Below are 20,847 nucleotides of genomic sequence, written 5' to 3'. Positions count from 1 at the left end.
CGCAGTACGGCATAGACGTCGCTGCCGTCGCTCTTTGCTGTCGTAGCCAAAATCAGGCTGTCACCGCCTCACGTTCCAGGTCGTCAGTAGGCAAGAGTTGGCTGATGATATCGATAGTGCGAACAATTTGTTCTGCTTCTTTCACCAGGAAAGATTGCTCGGCTGCCGAAGGTTCCTGCGACGATCGCGCCGACGTTTCACTCTCGGCCAGAGCATGCAGTGCCGCATCTAAGCCAGCGCACGAGATGGTTTCTGGTTGGGCAGTCGCAAGCGTCTGGGAGAGGCGTTGTAATGTTGTGTCTACCTCTTTCACAAAAAACCTCAGTTGATCTTGCATGGCAGAGGGCAGAACAACGTCATTCAATTGATAGCCTTCAAGGGCCAGAATATTCAATGAGATCGAGTTGAGCGCTTCCAGCAGCCCCTGCGCCCGAACTGTATTGAAATGAAGCGCTGAGGGCTCATGTGTGATGCGCTCTAGCGAGGCTTCTACGTTCGAATAAGCAAGCCTCGCTTCTCGATGGCGAGAAGCAACGCGCTCGATATGAGAAGTATCAGGCTGAATATACGCCTCCATGACAGCAAGAAAGTGCTTTCGCAGTGTCTCCACACGCGCCACTATATTGGGAGAGAGCTGCATATGCTCCCAAGTCGGCCAGATCAAAAACATGCCGAACGCCAACGCTCCGCCTATCAGCGTATTGATAGTACGGTCGAAGACATTTGTCAGTGGATGCGGAGTCACCAGGGCAAATAAGCATACTGCCGCAATCGTTATCCAGGCGGAATAGAGTGCATAATTGACAAAAAATGAAGCAAGGGTGATATAGGCTGCAATAGCGACAATGAGGACAAGCATCTCTGGTGTCGGTTTCAATGTCACGAGCAACACCGTTGCGAGGATCACCCCACCCAAGGTTCCCACCAGACGAGACACACTCCGCGTGAGCGTTGTATTAAAGTCTGGCTTGAGAATAGCAAAGGCCGTGAACGATATCCAGTACCCCCCCCCCGATAGGCCATCCTGGAAGATGATAGAGAGCGGTTGTGAGCGCCAGCGTCACCCCCAGGCGAATCGCATGGCGAAACGCGGTTGAACGAAACGTGAAATTTGCTCTGAGGATGGCTTGCACATTATAGAATTCGGCCCATGCTGAATGGTGGTGGAGGGTATATTCCGCAAGAACTACAGGATCAGGGTAGCGCCATGTCTGTGTTAAACACTCGATTCTATACAAGAGACGGATCACACGCTGAACATAGGCAAGGATGTTTTGAAAGAGTGCTTGCGGCTCAGACGAAGTGGCCTGCCATTGTTGCGCCTGGGAGAAAATCATTTCGATGTTCTCGTTTGACCGTAATTGCCCTGCTTCCTCTTCCCGGCGCAAAGCGCTGGGTCCGAGGATAAGGTGCTGGGAGACGCTCTGTAACTTCCTTGAAAGCTCCTGCAAAAGTTGTTCCAGGGCGGCGATGCCTTCCTTTGACTCGGAGGGTGTTTCTCGTAACTCCTGTCTCAGTCGATGCAAGACAATGAGCAACAGGCGCATCCGTTCGGCCTCGCCATAGAGTGCGAAAAGTGCTCTTCCTCGTGAGCGGTGGTCATCACGATCGAGCAGGATCGCCTGGGACTGGACCAACGCTGCACGTACCATCTTGTTATGCATCTCCAGATTGTCATCGGTCGCTCCGGCCATCTCTGCCAGGCGCTTAAAGAACAGGGACAACATCTTTCGCTCAGCACCAGTACGACGCCAGGGTGAGAGGAGCATTTCGAGCAGAAATGCAAGTAAAGCTCCTGTGAAGACAAGTGCCGCCTGGAAGAACGCGTGCAGAGGATCACGCGCAAAGGACTGAAGGAACAGGATGGCGACCAACGATTGCATGCCAATCATGGCGACAGATAGACTGACTACCACTAAGAGGCCTGCTACAAACGCCACGGCACCCACGATCACGATCGGCAAGATCGGGAGCGTGCCGATGACGGAACCGATAAAAGCTCCAACCCCCATACTCACACAGCTCAAAAATAAGACGCGGAGCCGTGCATGATTAGGGTTCGTCATATTCATGACCGTCCAGAGCGCGGTTCCGCCAGCAACCGTTGCACCCTCCACCATATGACCTGTAGCTAATCCCATAGCCAATGGAAGCGCGATCCCTGCAGTTCCACGGAGCGCCTTCAAAACCATTGCTTGCGGCATATTCATACGCAAGGCAGCACGCCAGGATAACGTGAAAGCTTCAAACCAGGATCGGCGGGATGCTTGTAGAGATGACGTATTCCGACGCTTATGAGAACGATATTCTTGCATAAAAAATTGCTCCAAGTACCAATTGATGACAAAGAAAGACAAAGGCCATGATTCAATGAGTATATAAGGTCACATCTGCGCGGATTTTGAAGCAAACGCGAGAAAATCCGCGCGAAACACATGCCTGCTCATGGTTTTCAGATGTCTCATAAGAGTGATCCTGTCTGAAAACCACCAGCTAATATCACAGAGAGAACGATGCTCAGGTGCTCATGCTTCTTTGAAGTGCCCAGAAGCAATCATCCAGAAACGCAAATGACTTACCTTTGCCAGAGTATTCGTAGCTCCGCGTTAAACTCGGCGGCATGTTCTGCGGGCATATAGAGCCGAGCATGGGGCACATCCACCCGGAGCTTTGTGCCGGGGATAGTGTTTGCCAACCAGCGTGACCACGTCACGGGAAACAGATTATCGCTCGCTCCCCATATAATCAGCGTAAGAACAGTCAGATTGCGCAGTTTTGCCGGTCGTGTTGCAAAAAATGTAAAGCTCAGCACATTGGGTAGAGCCACATTACCTGCACCATTTTCTCAGCCCAATTTTTTTGCAACTCGACCATTCATGCTCGCTTCCCTCTGGACATCTCCTTTATCTGCTTCTTTAAGAAACTTTCTTTTCCTGACACGAGAAGCATACTCCAATGATGGGCTTATCAAAAGAGCCATTTTCAGGTAGACGAAAGGGGCCATTGAAGAAAGATTTCAATCCATGTTAAGACTTTCAGGAACGCAGATACCGTATGCCGAAAAGAGCACTACCTGGCCAAAGGCCGGAAATCACCCTCGACCAGAACGCATCCATCCCACTGTACAAACAGCTTTATGAGCGGCTGCGCTCGAAGATTCTGCCGGGACAATGAGAGGCTGGTACGCGTCTGCCTTCGACACGTGTTCTCGCCAGCGAACTGGAGGTATCATGCAACACCGCTGCCCTTGCCTATGAGATATTGCTGCTGGAAGGATATATCAAGAGCAGGGTGGGAGACGGGCATTGTCAACTTAAAAATTTCTGTTGTTGAGCTTTCACCATTTCCTCCTCACTTTGCGGGTCATTTTGGAGAAAATGACCCCTGAAAATAGGGAGGCTTCACCACTTTTCCCATATTTTCTCTGCTAGAATCTCTACAACTCTCCTTAAGTTGACAATACCTATGCCTCAGCTTCCACTAAAGAACAAACCCAGAAGACCACGCTTGGCTATCGAGCGTTTTATTGCTCGGCTTGCAAACGCCGCTTCAACGAGTGCGCAGGGACGCCATTCAACTTCCTGGAATATCCCACTGATGTGATTCTGCTGGTTGTCTTGTGGCGGCTTCGGTACAAGTTGAGCCTGCGGGATCTCTCTGAAATGTTTCTCGAGCGGGGCATCGTGTTTACCCATGAAACCGTTCGGGACTGGGAAGCTCGGTTTGAGCCCTTGGTGGCAGACCAGCTGCGAGCCAAACGACGGGGACAAGCGGGAAGGTCTTGGTATGTGGATGAGACTTATATGAAAGTTCACAGAACGTGGTGCTATCTCTATCGCGCCATTGACGTCGACGGCAACCTGGTTGATTCCATGCTGAGCGAGAAGCGGAACATGGAGGCGGCACAGCAGTTTTTCAAGCAGGCAGTTGCGGTTGTTAGTCATGCCCCAGAGCGCGTGACAACAGATGGGCATACTTCCTACCCACGAGCAATACGTAGGATCCTTGGCAGCGACGTACTGCATCGGACCAATAAATATCTCAACAATCGGTTGGAGCAAGACCATCGAGGAGTGAGACAACGGTACTATCCGATGCGTGGCTTTGGGAATTTCGCATCAGCGGCGCGTTTTTGCCGCGCTTTTGATGAATTGCGTAACTACTTTCGCCCACGTCACACTACGGGAGAAACACTGCCTCTTCGGGAGCAACGACGGTTGTTCACAGAACAACTTGCTTCCCTGCAACTCCTGATGCGAATGGCTTCCATCTCTTTCCGTGGGCTTTTATGTGCTCAGTTCTGACAGAACCGTTCAAGTCGCATTTTTCCTAGTGCCAGCGCTAGTGTTTTTACCCCCGCGCGCAGTTCTTCTGGGGGAGCGCTCGCAAAACCAAAAAGAAGACCGTCACGTTGAAAGGGGCGCTGACTGGGTTGTGAAAGAGGCAGAAGGTGCAGGCCATGCGCTGAAGCTTGCTGGACGACTCTCTGGGCGCTCATCCCTTCAGGGAGCCAAGCGACCAAGTGCATGCTTCTGGTACGATGATATCTAACATCTCGCCGAATTCCTGTGTAAGTGCCTCTATGAGAGCATTCCGACGTTCTCTGTACAGCCCACGCATTTTCCGCAAGTGTCGCGCAAAATGACCCTCAGCAATAAAGTCGGCCAGGGCCAATTGCTCGAGGAGCGGGAGGTGCCTATCGATAATGCGGCACGTTGCGATCAAGCCCTTGAGCAGCTCGGTGGGGATGACCAGATAACCCAGGCGCAATGAGGGAATGAGCACTTTGCTAAAGGTTCCAATATAGATCACGCGCCTGCCGTTATCCAGCCCTTGCAGCGCCCCCAGCGTCGTCCACTAAAGCGATACTCACTATCATAATCATCCTCGATGATCCAGGCTTGGGTCTCTCTCGCCCATTCCAACAGCGCGAGCCGTCGGCTGAGACTCATGGTGACTCCTGTCGGGAACTGATGCGAAGGGGTAACGATGGCCAGCTGTGCCTTTGGGCAAAGCTGTCGTCCGCTTTCAACATCGATCCCCTCCCGATCCACTGGCACGGGGACCAGTTTTGCCCCGGCGACCAGCAGTGCTCCATGTGCTCCTTCATACCCAGGATCTTCGACCCAGGCCAGATCACCAGGATCAAGCAAGACGCGCGCGACCAGGTCGAGTGCTCCCTGTGCTCCAGCGGTGAGGATGATCTGTTCGGGCGAGCAGTGGACGCCGCGTGTAATACCGATGTGCGCGGCGATAGCCTCGCGCAGCGGGGCGTAGCCTTGCGCGTCCTGGTAGCATGAGACGGCTTGCAGTGAGTGGCGTGCATGTTTTGCTACCAATCTGGCCCAGACCTCGTACGGAAAGGCTGCCACATCTGGCTGGCCGGAGCGGAACACGCTTGTGCTTCGGTTGGCCCGGTCGGTAAAGAATTCTTCTGAAGAAGACTCCTTGATGAGCAATTGGCCGCGCCGGGCAAGCACTGCTTGAGGCGTTTCTGAGCTATCCGTTGTGTGCTGATCTCCGAGGTTGTGTTGCAAGAATTATGAAGAAGTCAAAATAATCATGGAGTTTTCTCCTGGTTCAGTTTAGGCGATCACTCCAAAGAGTTTGGTAACAAAAGCGACCTGGCCTCTCACATCTCCTTTTTCTACTCCTTGCAATTGCCCTTTCCTGACCGTGTTCATGATTTCAAATCCGTGAAGGGTTCGTTGTGCTGTCTCGACCGAAGAAAAGCCCATCCCAGGCTTGGTTAACCGTTTGATGAATCGATGGTCTTGCTCAATACGATTGTTGAGGTATTTGACTTGCCGTAATTCGCAGCCAGCAGGGACATATCCTTCCGCTTTCAAATCAGCAAACGCTTTGGGATATGCAGCGTTTTTGTCCACATTGATGACGCGCGGCTCGCTGGTATGAGAGGCGACAAGTATTTTCAACAAGAACTGCTTGGCAGCTTGCGTATCTCTGCTCGGGCTGAAATAAAAATCGAGCGTGTTCCCCAGTGCATCAACTGCTCGATAGAGGTACATCCATTGTTTTTTGACCTTGATATACGTTTCGTCAACACGCCAGGAATTGGTAGTAGCTTTGAGGTGGGGCCGACAGCGCTTCTCCAGTTCTGGGGCGTATCGTTGAACCCAACGATAGATCGTCGTATGATCGACTGGCAACCCTCGTTCCAGCATGATCTCTTCGAGATCGCGATAACTGAGTGCGTATCGTAAGTACCAACGCACGCACAACAAAATGATCTCTGCCTGGAAATGACGCCATTTGAATGGGTGCTGCTCCACCATGACTGATCCTCTTTTTCTTCTTTCTCGCCATTCTGACAGATCAGTTTTCTTTTTGCAACACAGCCTGCGTTCTCAACCGCGAAAAATGATCGGCAGGTTATTTGGCAATCACGCTTTTTTACCTGGCAAATGACATGCTCACAGTCATGGTTCATGGTCGGTTACGCTGTTGCTCCCTTGGCCTGGGTCAGGGTGCGAGGCAGGAATGCCAGCACGCCTTGACGGGACGTGGGTACAAGCGTGCGTCGTTGGGCTGTGCGTTGACGACGTAGATGCCTGCGTTCTTGCCGACGTTGAGCGCTTCCCATCTGCCAGGTCATCCAGACGACAGGTGCCGTGCTGAGTGGCAGACGGAGCTACGATGTGGACCGGAAACCGGGACTACCACCAGCGTATCGGAAGGTCTTCGGAGGAGCCTGGATCGGGCCTGTGTTCGTCCTGATGCATCACGCACCTGACGACGAAGAAGATGAGACGATCACGTTCCTCTCAGATGACATTCGATCCGCAGTTGCGACAGGCTTGCGAGCCACAGAGGGGAAGAATCTGCTGATCATCGGTGCCAGCCTTGCCCGTCAGTGTCTCGAGGCAGGGCTGATTGACGAGATCCTCGTGCATGTAGCGCCCATCTTGCTCGGTGCTGGTGTCCACTTCTTTGCCCGAAAGGCGGGCGAACAGGTTGCCTGAGAGACGATAGCCGTCTCACAAGCAGAGCAACTGACCAACCTGCGTTTCCGCGTGAGAAAGGCATGAACAGACGCAACAGATGGGGGATAAACGCACCTCTCCGGCCAAGGGCACGCTCGTCAGAGAGAGACCAGTTCCAAAACCTGGCATAGCAAAATGGCTCCGTACTTTCCATAGAAAATGGCCCTTGTAGGAAGACCACTATCCTTCTATAATTTTGCCAGGGAAAGCACTTCGGAGCCACATGCAGGTACGTATCCATTCAGAAGCTCCCCTTTAGCTCAAGACTTCTCGGCGTCTGCGGCATTTCGTTGGGTCATGTGTCGGTCCTGCTGGAGAGATCAGCCTGGAAATGCGCTGGAAGAATGAGGAAGAACAAGGAGACATGGAAGCGATGAAAGCTATTCGCCTCTATGGTCAGAGCGGACCCGATCAATGTGTGTTCGAAGATGCACCGCAACCTCAGCCAGGAGTAGGAGAAGTCCTGATTCGTGTCCATGCGACAAGTGTGATGTGGCAGGAACCTACCTGGTCAGAAACCTGGAAAACACCGGCTGGTATCGAACGTCAGCATCCCATACCAGGTCATGATGTTTCTGGTGAGGTCGTTGAAGTAGGACCCGACGTCACCGGTGTGGCTGTAGGAGAGGCTATCTATGCGCTCACCGAATTTTGGCGGGATGGCGCGGCTGCGGAGTACACGATCGCACGCGCGACTGATGTGGCGCCCAAGCCTCGAACCCTTGAGCACATACAGGCAGCCGGAGTTCCTCTGGTTGGACTGACAGCCTGGCAAGCGCTTTTTGAGCACGCAGGGCTGACCAGTGGGCAATCTCTCCTCATTCATGGGGCCGCCGGTGGTGTGGGAAGCATGGCGGTTCAAATGGCAAAGTGGGCTGGTGCCACGGTGATCGCGACAGCCTCCGCACACAATCATGCATTCCTACGCACGTTGGGAGCCGATGAGATTATTGATTATACCACCACGCGTTTCGAGGAGGTGGTGCGTGATGTTGATCTGGTGCTTGATACTATAGGCGGTGAGACAGAAGCTCGCTCCTGGCGGGTTCTAAGGAAGGGCGGACTGCTCCTGAGTGTGTTTAGCCCCCCATCCCAGGAGCAGGCTGCTGCCTTTGGCGTGCGTGAGCTCTTTTTTGTCGTCAAGCCCAATCGAGAACAGCTCATAGACATCGGGGACCTGATAGATACAGGCCAGCTCCGACCAATCATCAAGCGGGTCTTCCCGCTCTCAGAGGCATCCCAGGCGTTTGAGCAGGCCCTCCAAGGGCACACGCGCGGAAAAATCATTTTGCGCATAGAGGACGAGGAAAGGAGGAGATGACCATGATGCTGGTGACAGGCACAACGAGTGCTGGTCCTGCTCACTCCAACGGTGGAGGTTCGGCTGGCTTACCTGGCTCCCTCACACCTCGTCTATATACCCGATCAGCGACCAGTTAGAAGGTGATGAGTGAGGAGAACATATGATTGAAAACAAAGAAGCGACGCTGCCACACAACGCACCAAGGGTGCGCGTGGTCGCGGCATCGTCGTGCGCCGCGGCCGTCCCGACCCGGCCTGCAGCCGTTTGCGCGGAGGCCGCTGCCGCGGAGCCCAGGATCAGGCGGCTCTGGCTGTCCGTCGGTGCCGTCGCGCTCGGCGCTTTCGTCCTCGTCATGACGGAGACGATACCGGTGGGGCTGCTGCCGCAGATCGCCGGCGGACTGCATGTCTCGCTTGGCCTCGCAGGGCTAATGGTGCTCGTGCCAGGTTTCAGCGCCGCAGTGTCGGCGCCGCTGTTCTTCACCGTCTCCGGCCGCTTCAACCGACGCCCGGTCATTCTGGTCCTGGGACTGACGATACTGGTGTCGAACGCGATCGTTGCGGTTGCGCCGAATTTCGCCCTGATGCTGATCGCCCGTATGCTCTTCGGCGCCACCCTCGGAGCATTCTGGACTGTGGTCTCACCGGTCGGACCCAAGCTGGTAGGCCCGGCCCACGGCACTCGCGCCATCACCATCATCGCGGCGGGTATTTCGGGCGGGACGGTAGTAGGGCTGCCGGCGGGACAGTTCCTCGGCAGCCTCGTCGGCTGGCGTCTCACTTTCGCCATTGCGGCGGCGGTGACACTGCTTGTCGTGGTTGCTCAGGCGGTCGTGCTGCCCGGTATTCCGCCGGACATGAGTACGCACCTGGGTGATCTCGTGGGAGTCGTGAAACGGCGGGCCGCCCGGCTCGGAATGGCAGCAGGCGCGGTGGCGTTCATCGGACAGTTCACCGCCTGGACGTACATCACCCCGTTCCTGATGGAACACACACATCTGTCCAGCGGCGTGATCTCCCTGCTGTACGTCATCTACGGCTGCGGTGGCATCGTCGGCTCACTCGTCGCCGGATCGCTGTTCAAGCGCTGGGTGATCGGCAGCTTCGGCGGGGCGGCGGCAGTGGTGGCCGCATTGCTCATCGGGTTGGCGAACACGGGCTCCGTACCCTGGCTGGCTGGTCTGTTGCTCGTGCTGTGGGGCCTGTTCTGGGGAGTCGTGAACCCGGGAACGCTGGTCTGGATACTCGACGCGGCCCCGGAAACCCCGGAGGCCGCGTCGGCGGTGAATGTGACGAACCTTCAGATAGCCCTGGCCGCAGGGTCTGGCCTCGGAGCGATCCTTGTTTCGTCGACAACCTTGCGGACGGTATTCCTCACAGCGGGCTTCATCGTCCTTGCCGCTGCCGTGCTCTCCGCGGTGGCGGCGCGGTTCGTAACACTCGCAAGGAGGGAATGATGTGGCGCCCAAGCCACGAACCCTTGGGCACACCTAGGCAGCCGGAGTCCCCCTGGTTGGACTGACAGCCTGGCAAGCGCTTTTTGAGCACGCAGGGCTGACCAGTGGGCAATCTCTCCTCATTCATGGGGCCGCTGGTGGCGTGGGCAGCATGGCGGTTCAAATGGCAAAGTGGGCTGGTGCCACGGTGATCGCGACAGCCTCTGCACGCCATCATGCATTCCTACGCACGTTGGGAGCCGATGAGATCATTGATTATACCACCACGCGTTTCGAGGAGGTGGTGCGTGATGTTGATCTGGTGCTTGATACTATAGGCGGTGAGACAGTAGCTCGCTCCTGGTGCGTTGTAAAGAAGGGCGGATTGCTCCTGAGTGTGTTTAGCCCCCCCTCCCAAGAGCAGGCTGCCGCCTTTGGTGTGCGTGCGTTCTTTTTTGTCGTCAAGCCCAATCGAGAACAGCTCATACACATCGGGAACCTGATAGATACAGGCCAGCTCCGGCCAATCACCGAGCGGGTCTTCCCGCTCTCAGAGGCATCCCAGGCGTTTGAGCAGGCCCTCCAAGGGCACACGCGCGGAAAAATCATTTTGCGCATAGAGGACGAGGAAAGGAGGAGATGACCATGATGCTTGTGACAGGCACAATGAGTGCTGTGAGGAATGCCGTCCTGAAAGAACTCTTGGCACGGAAGATCCCAGTGCGTGCCTTCGTGCGTAAACCATCTGTTGCTGAAAAGCTGGAGGCGCAGGGCGTAGAAACATTTTTAGGAGATATGACAGAGCGAGAAAGCGTTCAGAAAGCGCTTCAGGGAATCGAGCGCGTCTATCTTATTTCCCCCACCGGTATTGTCAACGTAAAAAATTTCGTTGATGAGCTTTCACCACGTCGATGCCACATCAACCAGAATTCTCGAGCAACCAAGGCAAGAAAAAGGGCGCAATCTCCACTTTGAGGCCTGTTTCTCTTCTATAAGCTCTACAATTTCAATGAAGTTGACAATACCCATCATTGTAATAGATTTCTTGAGGTGAGAGCAGGAATGCGTCTTCGTTCTCAGGGATGGGGGTACGTGAAAGGGAGAGCTACCGCACGATGTCGAATACCGAACAGACCAAGCGTCTCACGCCTGCGTCGAGTGAGACGCTCCTCACGCTTCTTGAGACGCTTCCTGGGGCCTTGTTTGTCGTCGATGATGCCGCAAAGATTGTGTATGCCAATGCCAGCGCGCAGGCCCTGCTCGGCGCCACACGAGAGGACGTAGTGGGCAAGCCCTTGTGGCGCGGTGCTCCCCAACTGGTGAGCACCGCACTCTACCAGGCTGTTCAGCAGACCAGACAGACCCGAGCACCCGCCGAAGTGGAGTATGTGTCTCCCGTGACGGGGACCTGGCTGCACGTGCAACTCGCTCCCACGGCTGGGGGCTTGATGGTGCAGGTCCAGCAGGGCAGAGCCGCAGCCCGACGAGAGGCGCCGGTTCCCCAGGGCGAGCGTTTCTCCATCGAGGACCTGAATGGCTTGTATAGCAGAATCGGCGTGTTGACCCCCGAGGGGATCGTCCTAGAGATCAATGAGGTTCCCTTGGCGGAAGCGCGCGTCCGACGCGAGGAGGTCATTGGTTACCCGCTCGCCCAAACCCGGTGGTGGTCCTGTGCTCCGACCAGTCAAGAGCAGTTGTGTGCCGCCATCGCGCGAGCCAGCAGGGGAGAAACCGTGCGGTTCGAGGCGGTGGTTCACCTCAGAGAAGGCCTGGACCGTCACCTGGAGGTCGCGATCACTCCCCACAGGGATGCGGATCACCACATCGCGTACCTCGTCATCGCTAGCATCGACATCACCGAGCGCAAGCGCGCCGAAGCGGAACTCCATGCCCTCATCGATGCTATCCCCCAGCAGGTCTGGACCACGCAACCGGACGGCTCTCAGGACTCGTGTAATCAACGCTGGCGCGACTATATCGGCCAGAGCACCACAGAGTCCCAGGGGGAGGGGTGGATGCAGTGTCTGCATCCGGAGGATCGGTCACGCGTCCGCTCCGCGTGGCAGCGCGCCGTCCAGACCGGCGGGGTGTATGAAACGGAACTGCGCCTGCGTCATGGGACGACCGGGGAGTATCGCTGGTTCTTAGCCCGCGGCATGCCGGTACGTGATGAAAGAGGCCAGATCATCAAATGGTTTGGCACCAACACCGACATTGAGGAGAAGAAACGGGTCGAGCAGCAGCTCAAAGAAAGCCGGGAAGAGCTTCGCGTTTTGCTGGAGACGATGCCTCAGCTTGTGTGGACTACGCGACCGGATGGCTTTCTGGAATATGGCAATCAGCACATCCTTACCTATCTGAACGTTCCCGTTGAAGGGGTCAATGGAGACCAGTGGTTGCATTTCGTCCATCCCGATGATCGACAAAAGACGTGGACTATCTGGCAGACGCAGCTCCGCACCGGCCAATCTCATGAGGTCGAATATCGCCTGCGCGAGGGCAAGACGGGGAACTACCGCTGGTTTCTGGTACGAGGCATCCCTTTCAGAGATGAGCAGGGACACATCCTGAAATGGTTTGGAACTTGCACCGACATCGAGGACCAGAAGCGGACGGAGGAAGCCTTACGCCAGAGTCAGGAGCGCGCGAGCGTCCTGATGAACTCCAGCATTATCGGGATCAATATCATCGAAGGGGAGCAGATTGTGGACGCCAACGACACCTTTCTGCGCATGACCGGCTATACCCGCGAAGACCTGCGTGCCGGGCGCATGAACTGGATGCACATGACGCCCCCAGACTACCTGGCTCGTACCCAGCAGGCCCATCAGGAACTTGCCACGCAGCAGTCGATAACGCCCTATGAGAAAGAGTACGTGTGTCAAGATGGCAGCCGTCTTCCTGTGCTTGTGGGGGCCGTCGTCTTACAGCATCACCCGTTCCAAGCAATCGCCTTTGTGCTGGATAATTCTGCCCGCAAGGAACTGGAACAACGCAAAGATGACTTTATCAGTATGGCCGGCCATGAACTCAGGAACCCGCTCGCCGTAGTAAAGATGCAGACCCAACTGGTGCGAAAGCGACTGGAAAGGCAATCCCAGCACGAGGCTGCCACAGCGCTTTCCCGGGTGGAGGGACCCGTCAAGCAACTGGAACGCCTGATCGGTGAGTTACTGGATGTCTCCAAGATCCAGGCGGGCAAATTGGAATATCGGCAGGAGACGGTCGACCTTGATGCGTTGCTTCATGAGGTGGCAGACACCATGCAGCAGATACATACGACGCATACCATGGTGGTGCGAGGTGCCGCCCCACGCTCACTGGTCGGGGACAAAGACCGGCTCGGACAGGTCTTCACCAACCTGATCAGCAATGCCATCAAGTATTCTCCCGGCGCAGAGACGGTCGAGATGGACCTGAGTACCTCCGAAGAGACGGTCACGGTCCGTGTCCGTGATCATGGCCTGGGTATCCCACGAGAGCAGCGCGACAAGATTTTTGAGCGCTTCTATCGGGCCACTGGTCCCAGGCAGAAAGCGATCCCAGGCCTGGGCATGGGACTCTACATTGTGCAGGAGATCGTCAAACGCCATGGGGGAACCATTACCGTGGACAGTGAAGTCGGAAAAGGATCGACCTTTACGGTGACCCTTCCCTGGAAGAGAGATGCCTGAGCGATACGAACAGGGAACATCCGCCCCAGGACGACATTGGTCTTGAGATGGTACGTCGTGACTGGACGACCTACCATGACCAGATCCGGTGGATCCTGGAGAACATGCTGATCTGAGGGTCCATCGGCTTCGCGGCGGTGTTCGTGCGGGAGGAGTGTGCTGCAGCCAGGAGGGAACAGATCGGTGTACTGGCCCTCGTGTCCAGGAAGGAACAGCGCGAAGAGCCACATAGTCGACTCTTCGCGCTGTTCTTGTTTTCGCGACTGGAAGCCGTGTTTAGTGGGGGCGCTGGCCGTAGGCGGCGTAGAAGACGGAGGCTGGGTGTAGTTCCTCCCATTCTTGATGCTGGAGGAGGATGTTTTTCTCGTATGCTTCGGGCGAGATGCCTAGCTGTGAGGTGATGAGTGGCTTCATAGCCTGATAGGCTGAATTGATGTTGGCGGCCATCATGGAGCCTACGCGCCCACCCCATTGGCCCATGGGAACGGTGACGCTGCGCGTGACAACGTTTTGTAGGCCCGCATTCTTGAGATACGTACCAAGGTGAGGCACCTGAGAGGAATCGATGCCACGGCGTTTGCTCACCTCGATGATCCACTGGCCCATGCGTTGGGTGGCAGGACCCGCGTTGCGTGCCTGGATCTCGGACTCCACAAGCTCAATCCAGCCGCCGGGACGCGCCACACGCACCAGTTCAAGGAGTTCACTTGGCCATGCGTGCGCTGGAATGGCCAGGAAAAGTAGGCGCTGATGCACAAAATCAAAGCTGCGATCGCGGAAAGGAAGCCCTTTTAAGACATCGGCCTCAACGAAGCGATAGTTTGGTTGCTTAAAACTCTTCTCCGTTGTCTGCTCTACCAGGTCACAGCCTGTTACAAAGGCTTGAGGAAAGGCCTGAGCCATCTCATCGACCCAGCGTCCTGTGCCAGCGCCGACATCGAGGATATCTTTTGGTTGAGTAATAGGTGAGAGATAATTGCTCTGAAAAGCCTGGCGCAAGAGAAAATGTTGAAAGTCGAGGCGGCTAATCTCCTGCGTATCTTTAGGCAAGACATAGGGGGCGTCCGTTAAGATTTGGCGCTCTCCCAGTGCCTCAAGGGGTGATGAGGAAAAAATAGTATCTTCCTTTTGCTGCTGGCTTTGTTTGCCAAATATCCTGCTTAAGAAGTTCATTGGACACTCTTTTCTCTATAAAATGGATGGGTAAAAGTGTTCTCTCCTTTGGGACTTCTCGCCACTACGTGGCTCGCGGGGTCAAGTGTGGTGGAAATAGACCATAGGCCTATTCCCACCACACGACCCGGACCCAGACGAGGGTGATGTGCAAAACCTTTCCCCACCACACTTGACCTGGACGGAATAAGGTGATGTGCAAGGCCTTTCCCTTATTGCACAAATGGGACAGTATAGGATGATGTGCTTGTATAACGTGCCTGCTTTCACTAAGTTTGCACATTTCCAAACAAGCCGCTTAAGCGGCCAAGAGATCAGCAATGTGCTCGCTTGTGGTGCCTTGAAGCGCGTGATCAGTGATCCATGCCACAAGCAAGCGGTGATGAATGTGCTGGAGATCCCGTTTGGCTTCCCCAGCGTTACATGCCGTTGCCGCTGGGTCTGCAACCAGCCGCGATGCTCCTCCAGAAAGGAGAAGGCGATCCAGCACAAGCTCCAATAGCGCAGCAGCCCCTGGGCACTCATCAGTTGATAGTGATCAATGCCCAGCAGTTCTTTGACGTCTTCAAAGAAAACCTCGATGTCCCAGCGACGAGAGATATGGGTGAGCAGCTGCTCCACATCGGCCTGCAGATCGCTTGAAGCCCAGAAGCGAGCCCGGCTCACTGGATCATCGAGGTGCTGACGAATGATGATCAGTTGACAGCGATACAAGCTTTTCACCGAACTGTTCAGTACATGCACCCACACCCGATGTTCGGGGTTGCGCGGCCAGGCACAGGGCACAAAGGCCGCATCCGGTAAGCTTTCGACATAGGCGCAAAGGCGTTGCCAACGCCAGCCTTGTGGCGAGGTCGCATCCGGGATGCGCACCGAGCGATTGCTGCGCAAGGCCGTGGTGATCAAAAAGCCACGATCTCGTGCCGCTTTCCAGATGGCTTTGGCGCTGTACCAATTGTCGAGCAACACATGGGTGAGCGTGTTCTGCGGTGGCTCAAACTGCTTGATGATCTCGATCATGAGGGCAATCTTGCTCTGGAAAGGGACCCCTTCTTGCATACAGGTCGCCTGCTGACGGTAGAGTCGGGGCTCTAGCGGAAAATGCTGTCCAAGCAAGACATAGAGGCCTTGCACCAGGGAATGGCCCTTGACCCACTGGTTCTGCTTGCTGTCGTGATGCCGCCCCAGGCCTTGCATCTTCACTCCTTTCGGTTTGCCAATCGTCGAGTCGTCGCCAATCAAGTAGCCTATCACGAAGAGCTTGCGAGGGCGACCTCGTCCAACAGGTTGCAACGTGTGCTGGCGTGAGAGATTCTGGTGGACCCAGGGCTGCATCTGAGCCACAAAGCGAGACCAGGCCAGGGCATGCAGAGGCGTTTGGTCCCACGGAGCTTGAGCAAGGAAACGGCTCAGACTTGCCAGGCTTTTGCTCCCAGCCACCGCCCGTTTGAAGTGCAAGAGCGTGAACCCTTGGGAACCGACGATCAACGCAAGCAGCACGGCGACGAAGTGCTGAAATTGTGGGCGCGAAAACAAGGTCTGCCAGTGTTCTAGATACTGGCGAAAACGCACGTCCAGACATACAATAGGGTGTGGTATGGCTGACTCCTGACAAAAGACGTTTTTTGCTTGTTTCTTTTGTATCATGAGTCCTCCATGCTTTCAATTTTTTACCCATTTGGAAAGTGCAAACTTAGTGCCTGCTTTATTTTGAGGGCATAAAAGCAATTTTGTCAATAGAGGCGTAGCCGCGTACCAGGGCTGTTGCAAAGTCGACAACCCCACTCAAGCAGCGATAGTGGACACAGCTTTGTAGAACTGATAGCTAAAGGTCCGTTGCGTATGAGCCAGATTGGTTTCACCTTGACGAGCCATCAAGCCGAGAGCGGTATTGTTGAGTAACGGGAGCTCAAGAGGAGCATGGCCCATCCGCAGTTGAGAATGATGTTCTTGCAAGGTTTGGTTTCGTCGAGAGTGCAAACCATTCTCCAATGCCCCAATGTTCTCGAACCAACTCCAGTAGACGTTTGGGGGGCATCGGAGGTGGGCAATCTCTTGCTCGATCTGCCCCTTGGCATTGATGTGTTGGCGCCAGGGGGAGGAAGTGTCTATGGTTGTGTGCGTAAAAGAGTGCTATATCGTAGAGATTTATGCGCGATCTGTCTGAGGGGGGACGCGCGAGGCCTCCCTTTTCCAGCATGAAGCGTGAAAGAGGTGTGTGTGCAGAGGAATGGAGTGGAGAGAGGAGTGGGCCAGGGCGTAGTGGGGTGCTGGTGCGCTGGTGAGATGCGCTATGAGGGCGTTGGTGGGAGAGAATAGCTGGAGGTGCGTGATAGGTCCTGCTCTGATATACAGGTGTAGAGGAGTGCTATATACTCTAGCTTACTCCCCCACAAACATGTTGGGTGTGATCCATGTTTTAGGCGAAAGAGTGAGTTCTTGTGACTTGCTCTTTTTTTGTGGGTTGGGGAGCAGGCGGGAATGCGAGAGCGCGTCTGTTGTGGGAAAAGGAAGAGCGTATGGAAGAGCAGCCGTAGCCGCAGCTGAGTGCGTTGGGGAGTTTGAGCCAAGGGCAGAGAGGAACGGTCTGCGGGGGCGATCTGCAGCTTTATGACCGTTGCCTGGGGTGGGCCGCCTGGCGGAAGGTGTCTCGCATAGCCTTATTCTGCTGGGATGGTGGTTCTTGCTGAAGCGGGAGGACCAGGTCGCGAAGATCGGCCATGATCTCCAGCACGAAGAGGCTGGCGCAACTGGCGTGATAGTCTCGATGGGCCTTGTGCCTTACTCTCGCCGTGTTGAGGCGATGGAGAAACGCAGCTCCAGCGTTGCGATCTGTGCAGAATTGTGTTACGTGAAGGAGGACTTCTCATGCGTGTCTATCATGGAAGCGTCACCTGGGAGATGCTGCTCAGTGATGCGCTGCGCCATATCCAGAATGGCGGCAAACTGGGCCCGCTGTTGACGATGAGGAAAGAACGCCTGGTGTAAGGTGTGTGTGAACGGATATTTGATAGCGAGACTCCTTTCGCTCGTTTCTGGTTTTTCAGCGTCTAGGAACCATATAGCAGAAACGCGAGGGCATATGCAAGCAGAACGAGGTGTTTCGTGGAAGGCGGAGTTTGGATGCGGGAGCCAGGGGAGCGGCGTGACGTGTTGAGGCGAGTGGAAAGAACACATCGAGAGCACAGCAGGAGCAGCAGCCGAGGGAGGCTGGCCCTGGGAGGGGAAGATGTCTTTGGGTCCACGTATGAAATATGTACGATAGCGTAGAGATTTCCGCCTGATTGCGCTGATAATGAAGGCGTGAGGTCCCCTTTTGCCGCAAGAGGTGATGAGGTCTGATCGGCCCTTGCGTATTCCGGTCCGTTCATACGCAAGGGCCGATCCTTGCTAAATGTAGCGACTACATACCACTTACTTACTGTACATTTCTTGTAGCCATTTAGGGTAGCTGTAAGAGCGCTCTACAGCTAACGTATCAACGTGTATTTCGGTGAGAATGTGCTGTGCAACGAGCTTGAGTGTGTGCTCCGCGGCTTCTAAACCATGGGGGCTGATGACTTTTTCAAGGCCCAGTGTCCACCATATTTGCTGCCTGGCGCACAGTGTCGTCAATTCGACGTTGCAACTGTTGCTGGATTGCTCTGCGGGAGATAATGCGTGTACGATGGTGTCACTTACTATGGCGTACCTGCGGGTGCAACGCGTTTTCTCTACTTTGATCCAGGCTGGCTCGTTCTCCGTCAGGAGGCTTGAAAGCTGGGGCGTTCCCTCTTCACCACTGAAGCCCCACTTTTGCCAGTGTTCGAGCTTGCCCGTGACTGTGTTGCTAAAGGGGACGAGGCCGCGCTCTTCCTGTCGACGCTTCATCTCCAGTTTGTCGGGGGCTTTCTGAGGTGTGGCATCCTGTCCCCGCAACTTTATGCCCAGGTCCTCGACGCCCGACAGAGCGAGGTAGATATCAAGCCTTTTCTCCACGGCCTCTTCCTGGCCGATTGTGTTGTTGAGAAAATGTCGCCAGAGAGAGGGCGAAAGGTCTCCCTGGCAAAACCAGCGAACTTCTATAGTTGGCAGCATACAATTCTCCCTCTAAAAAAGCCCCTCGCGTTTGTGCGTATCTCTCGTATAGTCCTGTTGCCATGCCTTATCGCAAGCTCCTCAAGAAAACGCACAAGGTTTTGGGACCGCCACCAGAGCCTCGTGGCACTGATGACCAGAGGGTATCAAGCTCCCTCCAATGAACAGTGGTTCGTTGTTGTCGAGTTGGTCAATGACCCGGTGACATGGGAGCTGCCGTTGCTGCTCACGCTCAGGTGACCCTGGACAAGGTAAACCAAAAGGTGGAACCTTGCCCAGGGGTGCTTTCCACACCAACCTCTCCCTGGTGTTGGGCGATAAGCATCTGGCAAATATATAACCCCAATCCCAATCCTTTGCCCGAACCGCTCTGCACTGGCACTCCCTTGACCTGGTGAAAGCGCTGCCACAGTTCCCTTTGACTCTCTTCCGAGAGACCTGGTCCCCAATCGCGTACCCAGACACGAGCAAGGTTTTCCTGGAGCGTCAAACCAATCTGGACCGGTTGATCGGGAGGGGAATAGCGCAGCGCATTGGTCACAAAGTTGGTTACTACCTGGCTGATGCGCTCCCGATCAGCCAGCACGAGGACTGTGGTGTGTTCTGGCACATCGAGCAGGAGCGACCGCTCTGGTGCAATCACGCGTAGATCTTCGACAGTGTCGCGGACGATCTCGACCAGGTCACAGTGGTCTCGTTCCACCTTTAAGGTCCTGGCCACGATGCGCGAAACATCCAGCAGATCGTTGATCAAACGGGTTTGGGTATCGACTAGGTGGACCGCATCCTCCAGATGCCTGGTGAGACCCTGGCAGAAGGTGCTCCACTCTGAAGACATCTGGTTCGTTGTCGCGCGCGCGCGTTTGAGGCGTCGTTGGACCAATTGGAGAGTCCCTCTGAGTGCGGTCAGAGGCGTTTTCAGTTCATGGCCGACCATCCCGAGCATGAGATCTTTTTGCCGGTCGATCTCCTTCTGAGCGCTCAAATCGACGCTGAATGAGATAATCAACGGATGGGAAGCGTCCTCCTGCACGAGGGCTCCCCCAACCAGCACAGGGACGTGCCTCTCATCTTTTGTCACATACACTTTTTCAAATGGGGTATAGACTCCGGTCGCCAGCACTACGTCTCTGGCTTGATCATCTCTGGCCCAATATTCAGGAGGTGTGAGATCTCTTAAGTGGAGAGATGCTGCCGCCACATCTTCCTGGGTAGCTCCCACCAGCGAGAGGAACTGGTCGTTGGCTTCCACAATGTTTCCCTCCAGGTCATGCACAATGATGCCGATGAGATTCGCGTCCACAAACTGACGGAAGCGCGCGTGACTCTCGCGGAGAGCCGCATCCGCTTGCTTCAGCGCAGTAATATCAATGACTGCTCCAATGATGTCACTTGGCTGGTTGTTGACGTCAGCGAGGCATTGTGCGCGGATCGTCAGCCAGTGCAGGCTCCCATCAGGCCAGATCACCCGATACTCCACTGGGTAGACTTTGTTTTCGGTAAGCGCACAGGTCCTGAGTTCCTCAAGGGATGGACGATCATCGGGATGGACAAGAGCCAGGATGCTCTCAAAGGAGATTGAAGCATCACTCGCTATTCCATGAAGCCTTTTGCCCTGGTCCGTCGCCACGAATTGATGGGTGGCCAGATCCTCATGCCACATACCCACGCCGGAAGCTTCCACCGCCAGTTGGATTTGGGCTTCACTCATCTGCTCGCAGGTTATATCCGTGCCACAGATGACGAGTTCGCAAATCCCCTGCTGAGCAGAACAAACGGGAACAGCCTGCACGCGTACCAGGCGGTAGACCCCATCGCTTCTGCGAATGTAGCACTCGCTCTGCGCTGGCTGGCTGGAGAGTACAGCCTGATGCCGCATGGTTTCGAGCTGGGGCTGATTGTCGGGAAATACGGCATCAAGCCAACCTGGCCCTTGCCACGAGCTATCCTGTTGCCCGGTAAAAGCTTGCCAACTGGGGCTGACTTCTTGCATGTCACCTACGGGGGTGAGAATCCAAAAGAGATCAGTCGTTCCTTGAACCACGGCCAGAAAACGATCTGTTGCTGTTGCCGGTCCTTGCGAGGGGTAAATTCTCTCTTCGGGATCGGAAGCATGAGAAAAAGCCATGAGATTTCTCCCTCCTGACATAGGCAATCCTACCGCAAACAGGTGTTTCAGGC

The 20,847-nt window shown here is 55.2% G+C and carries 18 protein-coding genes and 1 pseudogene; 7 read left to right on the top strand and 12 right to left on the bottom strand.

Annotated features, from left to right (window positions below; genetic code table 11):
- Positions 1-52: 52 nt before the first annotated feature.
- From JMJ16_RS49950 to JMJ16_RS49940, 3 genes are all read right to left on the bottom strand, one after another.
- On the bottom strand, positions 53-976 hold the full coding sequence (locus tag JMJ16_RS49950; RefSeq protein WP_236602143.1) for an FUSC family protein: 924 nt from the start codon (positions 974-976) through the stop codon (positions 53-55).
- Entirely contained in the window at positions 957-2,315 is a 1,359-nt protein-coding gene (locus JMJ16_RS49945; RefSeq protein WP_201393844.1) for an FUSC family membrane protein, read from the bottom strand. The genes JMJ16_RS49950 and JMJ16_RS49945 overlap by 20 nt, the downstream gene beginning before the upstream one ends.
- A gap of 260 nt (positions 2,316-2,575) precedes the next feature.
- Positions 2,576-2,827 (bottom strand): alpha/beta fold hydrolase, encoded by a 252-nt coding sequence (locus tag JMJ16_RS49940; protein ID WP_201393843.1) that lies wholly within the window; start codon positions 2,825-2,827, stop codon positions 2,576-2,578.
- A gap of 643 nt (positions 2,828-3,470) precedes the next feature.
- Between JMJ16_RS49940 and JMJ16_RS49930 the strand changes: the two are divergent.
- A pseudogene (locus JMJ16_RS49930) lies at positions 3,471-4,304 on the top strand (IS6 family transposase); the annotation flags it as partial.
- A 190-nt stretch (positions 4,305-4,494) separates the two neighbouring features.
- On the opposite strand, the gene JMJ16_RS55500 reads toward JMJ16_RS49930, so the two are convergent.
- The 4 genes from JMJ16_RS55500 to JMJ16_RS49915 all read right to left on the bottom strand — a co-directional run bounded on the left by JMJ16_RS55500 (position 4,495) and on the right by JMJ16_RS49915 (position 6,604).
- On the bottom strand, positions 4,495-4,812 hold the full coding sequence (locus tag JMJ16_RS55500; RefSeq protein ID WP_236602104.1) for a hypothetical protein: 318 nt from the start codon (positions 4,810-4,812) through the stop codon (positions 4,495-4,497).
- Complete coding sequence (locus tag JMJ16_RS55495; protein ID WP_236602103.1) at positions 4,809-5,537, bottom strand: PLP-dependent aminotransferase family protein; 729 nt, start codon at positions 5,535-5,537, stop codon at positions 4,809-4,811. The genes JMJ16_RS55500 and JMJ16_RS55495 overlap by 4 nt, the downstream gene beginning before the upstream one ends.
- Positions 5,538-5,585: 48 nt before the next feature.
- On the bottom strand, positions 5,586-6,296 hold the full coding sequence (locus tag JMJ16_RS49920) for an IS6 family transposase (protein ID WP_201393842.1): 711 nt from the start codon (positions 6,294-6,296) through the stop codon (positions 5,586-5,588).
- 161 nt (positions 6,297-6,457) lie between these two features.
- On the bottom strand, positions 6,458-6,604 hold the full coding sequence (locus JMJ16_RS49915) for a hypothetical protein (protein ID WP_201393840.1): 147 nt from the start codon (positions 6,602-6,604) through the stop codon (positions 6,458-6,460).
- A 55-nt stretch (positions 6,605-6,659) separates the two neighbouring features.
- Here JMJ16_RS49915 and JMJ16_RS49910 point away from each other — a divergent pair, with 55 nt between their 5' ends.
- From JMJ16_RS49910 to JMJ16_RS49885, 6 genes are all read left to right on the top strand, one after another.
- Entirely contained in the window at positions 6,660-6,983 is a 324-nt protein-coding gene (locus JMJ16_RS49910; protein WP_201393837.1) for a dihydrofolate reductase family protein, read from the top strand.
- Positions 6,984-7,377: 394 nt separating this feature from the next.
- Positions 7,378-8,325, top strand: a complete 948-nt coding sequence (locus tag JMJ16_RS49905) for an NADP-dependent oxidoreductase (protein WP_201393835.1) — start codon at positions 7,378-7,380, stop codon at positions 8,323-8,325.
- Between the two features lie 142 nt (positions 8,326-8,467).
- Positions 8,468-9,763, top strand: coding sequence for an MFS transporter (locus JMJ16_RS49900; protein WP_201393833.1), 1,296 nt, complete (start codon positions 8,468-8,470; stop codon positions 9,761-9,763).
- Positions 9,764-9,914: 151 nt separating this feature from the next.
- Positions 9,915-10,385: an NADP-dependent oxidoreductase gene (locus tag JMJ16_RS49895; RefSeq protein WP_201393832.1), complete on the top strand. Its 471-nt coding sequence runs from the start codon at positions 9,915-9,917 to the stop codon at positions 10,383-10,385.
- Positions 10,386-10,387: 2 nt separating this feature from the next.
- Positions 10,388-10,717 carry an NAD(P)H-binding protein gene (locus JMJ16_RS49890; RefSeq protein WP_201393830.1) on the top strand — a complete coding sequence of 110 codons (330 nt, stop codon included), beginning with the start codon at positions 10,388-10,390 and terminating at the stop codon, positions 10,715-10,717.
- Positions 10,718-10,857: 140 nt separating this feature from the next.
- Complete coding sequence (locus JMJ16_RS49885) at positions 10,858-13,416, top strand: PAS domain S-box protein (protein WP_201393828.1); 2,559 nt, start codon at positions 10,858-10,860, stop codon at positions 13,414-13,416.
- Between the two features lie 276 nt (positions 13,417-13,692).
- On the opposite strand, the gene JMJ16_RS49880 is transcribed toward JMJ16_RS49885, so the two are convergent.
- The 5 genes from JMJ16_RS49880 to JMJ16_RS49860 all read right to left on the bottom strand — a co-directional run bounded on the left by JMJ16_RS49880 (position 13,693) and on the right by JMJ16_RS49860 (position 20,794).
- Complete coding sequence (locus tag JMJ16_RS49880) at positions 13,693-14,589, bottom strand: class I SAM-dependent methyltransferase (RefSeq protein WP_201393826.1); 897 nt, start codon at positions 14,587-14,589, stop codon at positions 13,693-13,695.
- Positions 14,590-14,670: 81 nt separating this feature from the next.
- A complete protein-coding gene (locus JMJ16_RS49875; RefSeq protein ID WP_201393824.1) occupies positions 14,671-16,236 on the bottom strand; it encodes a transposase in 1,566 nt (521 codons plus the stop codon).
- A gap of 138 nt (positions 16,237-16,374) precedes the next feature.
- Entirely contained in the window at positions 16,375-16,545 is a 171-nt protein-coding gene (locus JMJ16_RS49870) for a hypothetical protein (protein ID WP_201393822.1), read from the bottom strand.
- Between the two features lie 1,458 nt (positions 16,546-18,003).
- Positions 18,004-18,666: a hypothetical protein gene (locus JMJ16_RS49865; protein ID WP_201393820.1), complete on the bottom strand. Its 663-nt coding sequence runs from the start codon at positions 18,664-18,666 to the stop codon at positions 18,004-18,006.
- A gap of 232 nt (positions 18,667-18,898) precedes the next feature.
- Entirely contained in the window at positions 18,899-20,794 is a 1,896-nt protein-coding gene (locus JMJ16_RS49860; RefSeq protein ID WP_201393818.1) for a PAS domain S-box protein, read from the bottom strand.
- Positions 20,795-20,847 lie beyond the last annotated feature (53 nt).

This window comes from Ktedonobacter sp. SOSP1-52 (assembly GCF_016587395.1).
This window is presented reverse-complemented; position numbering and strand designations above follow the sequence as displayed.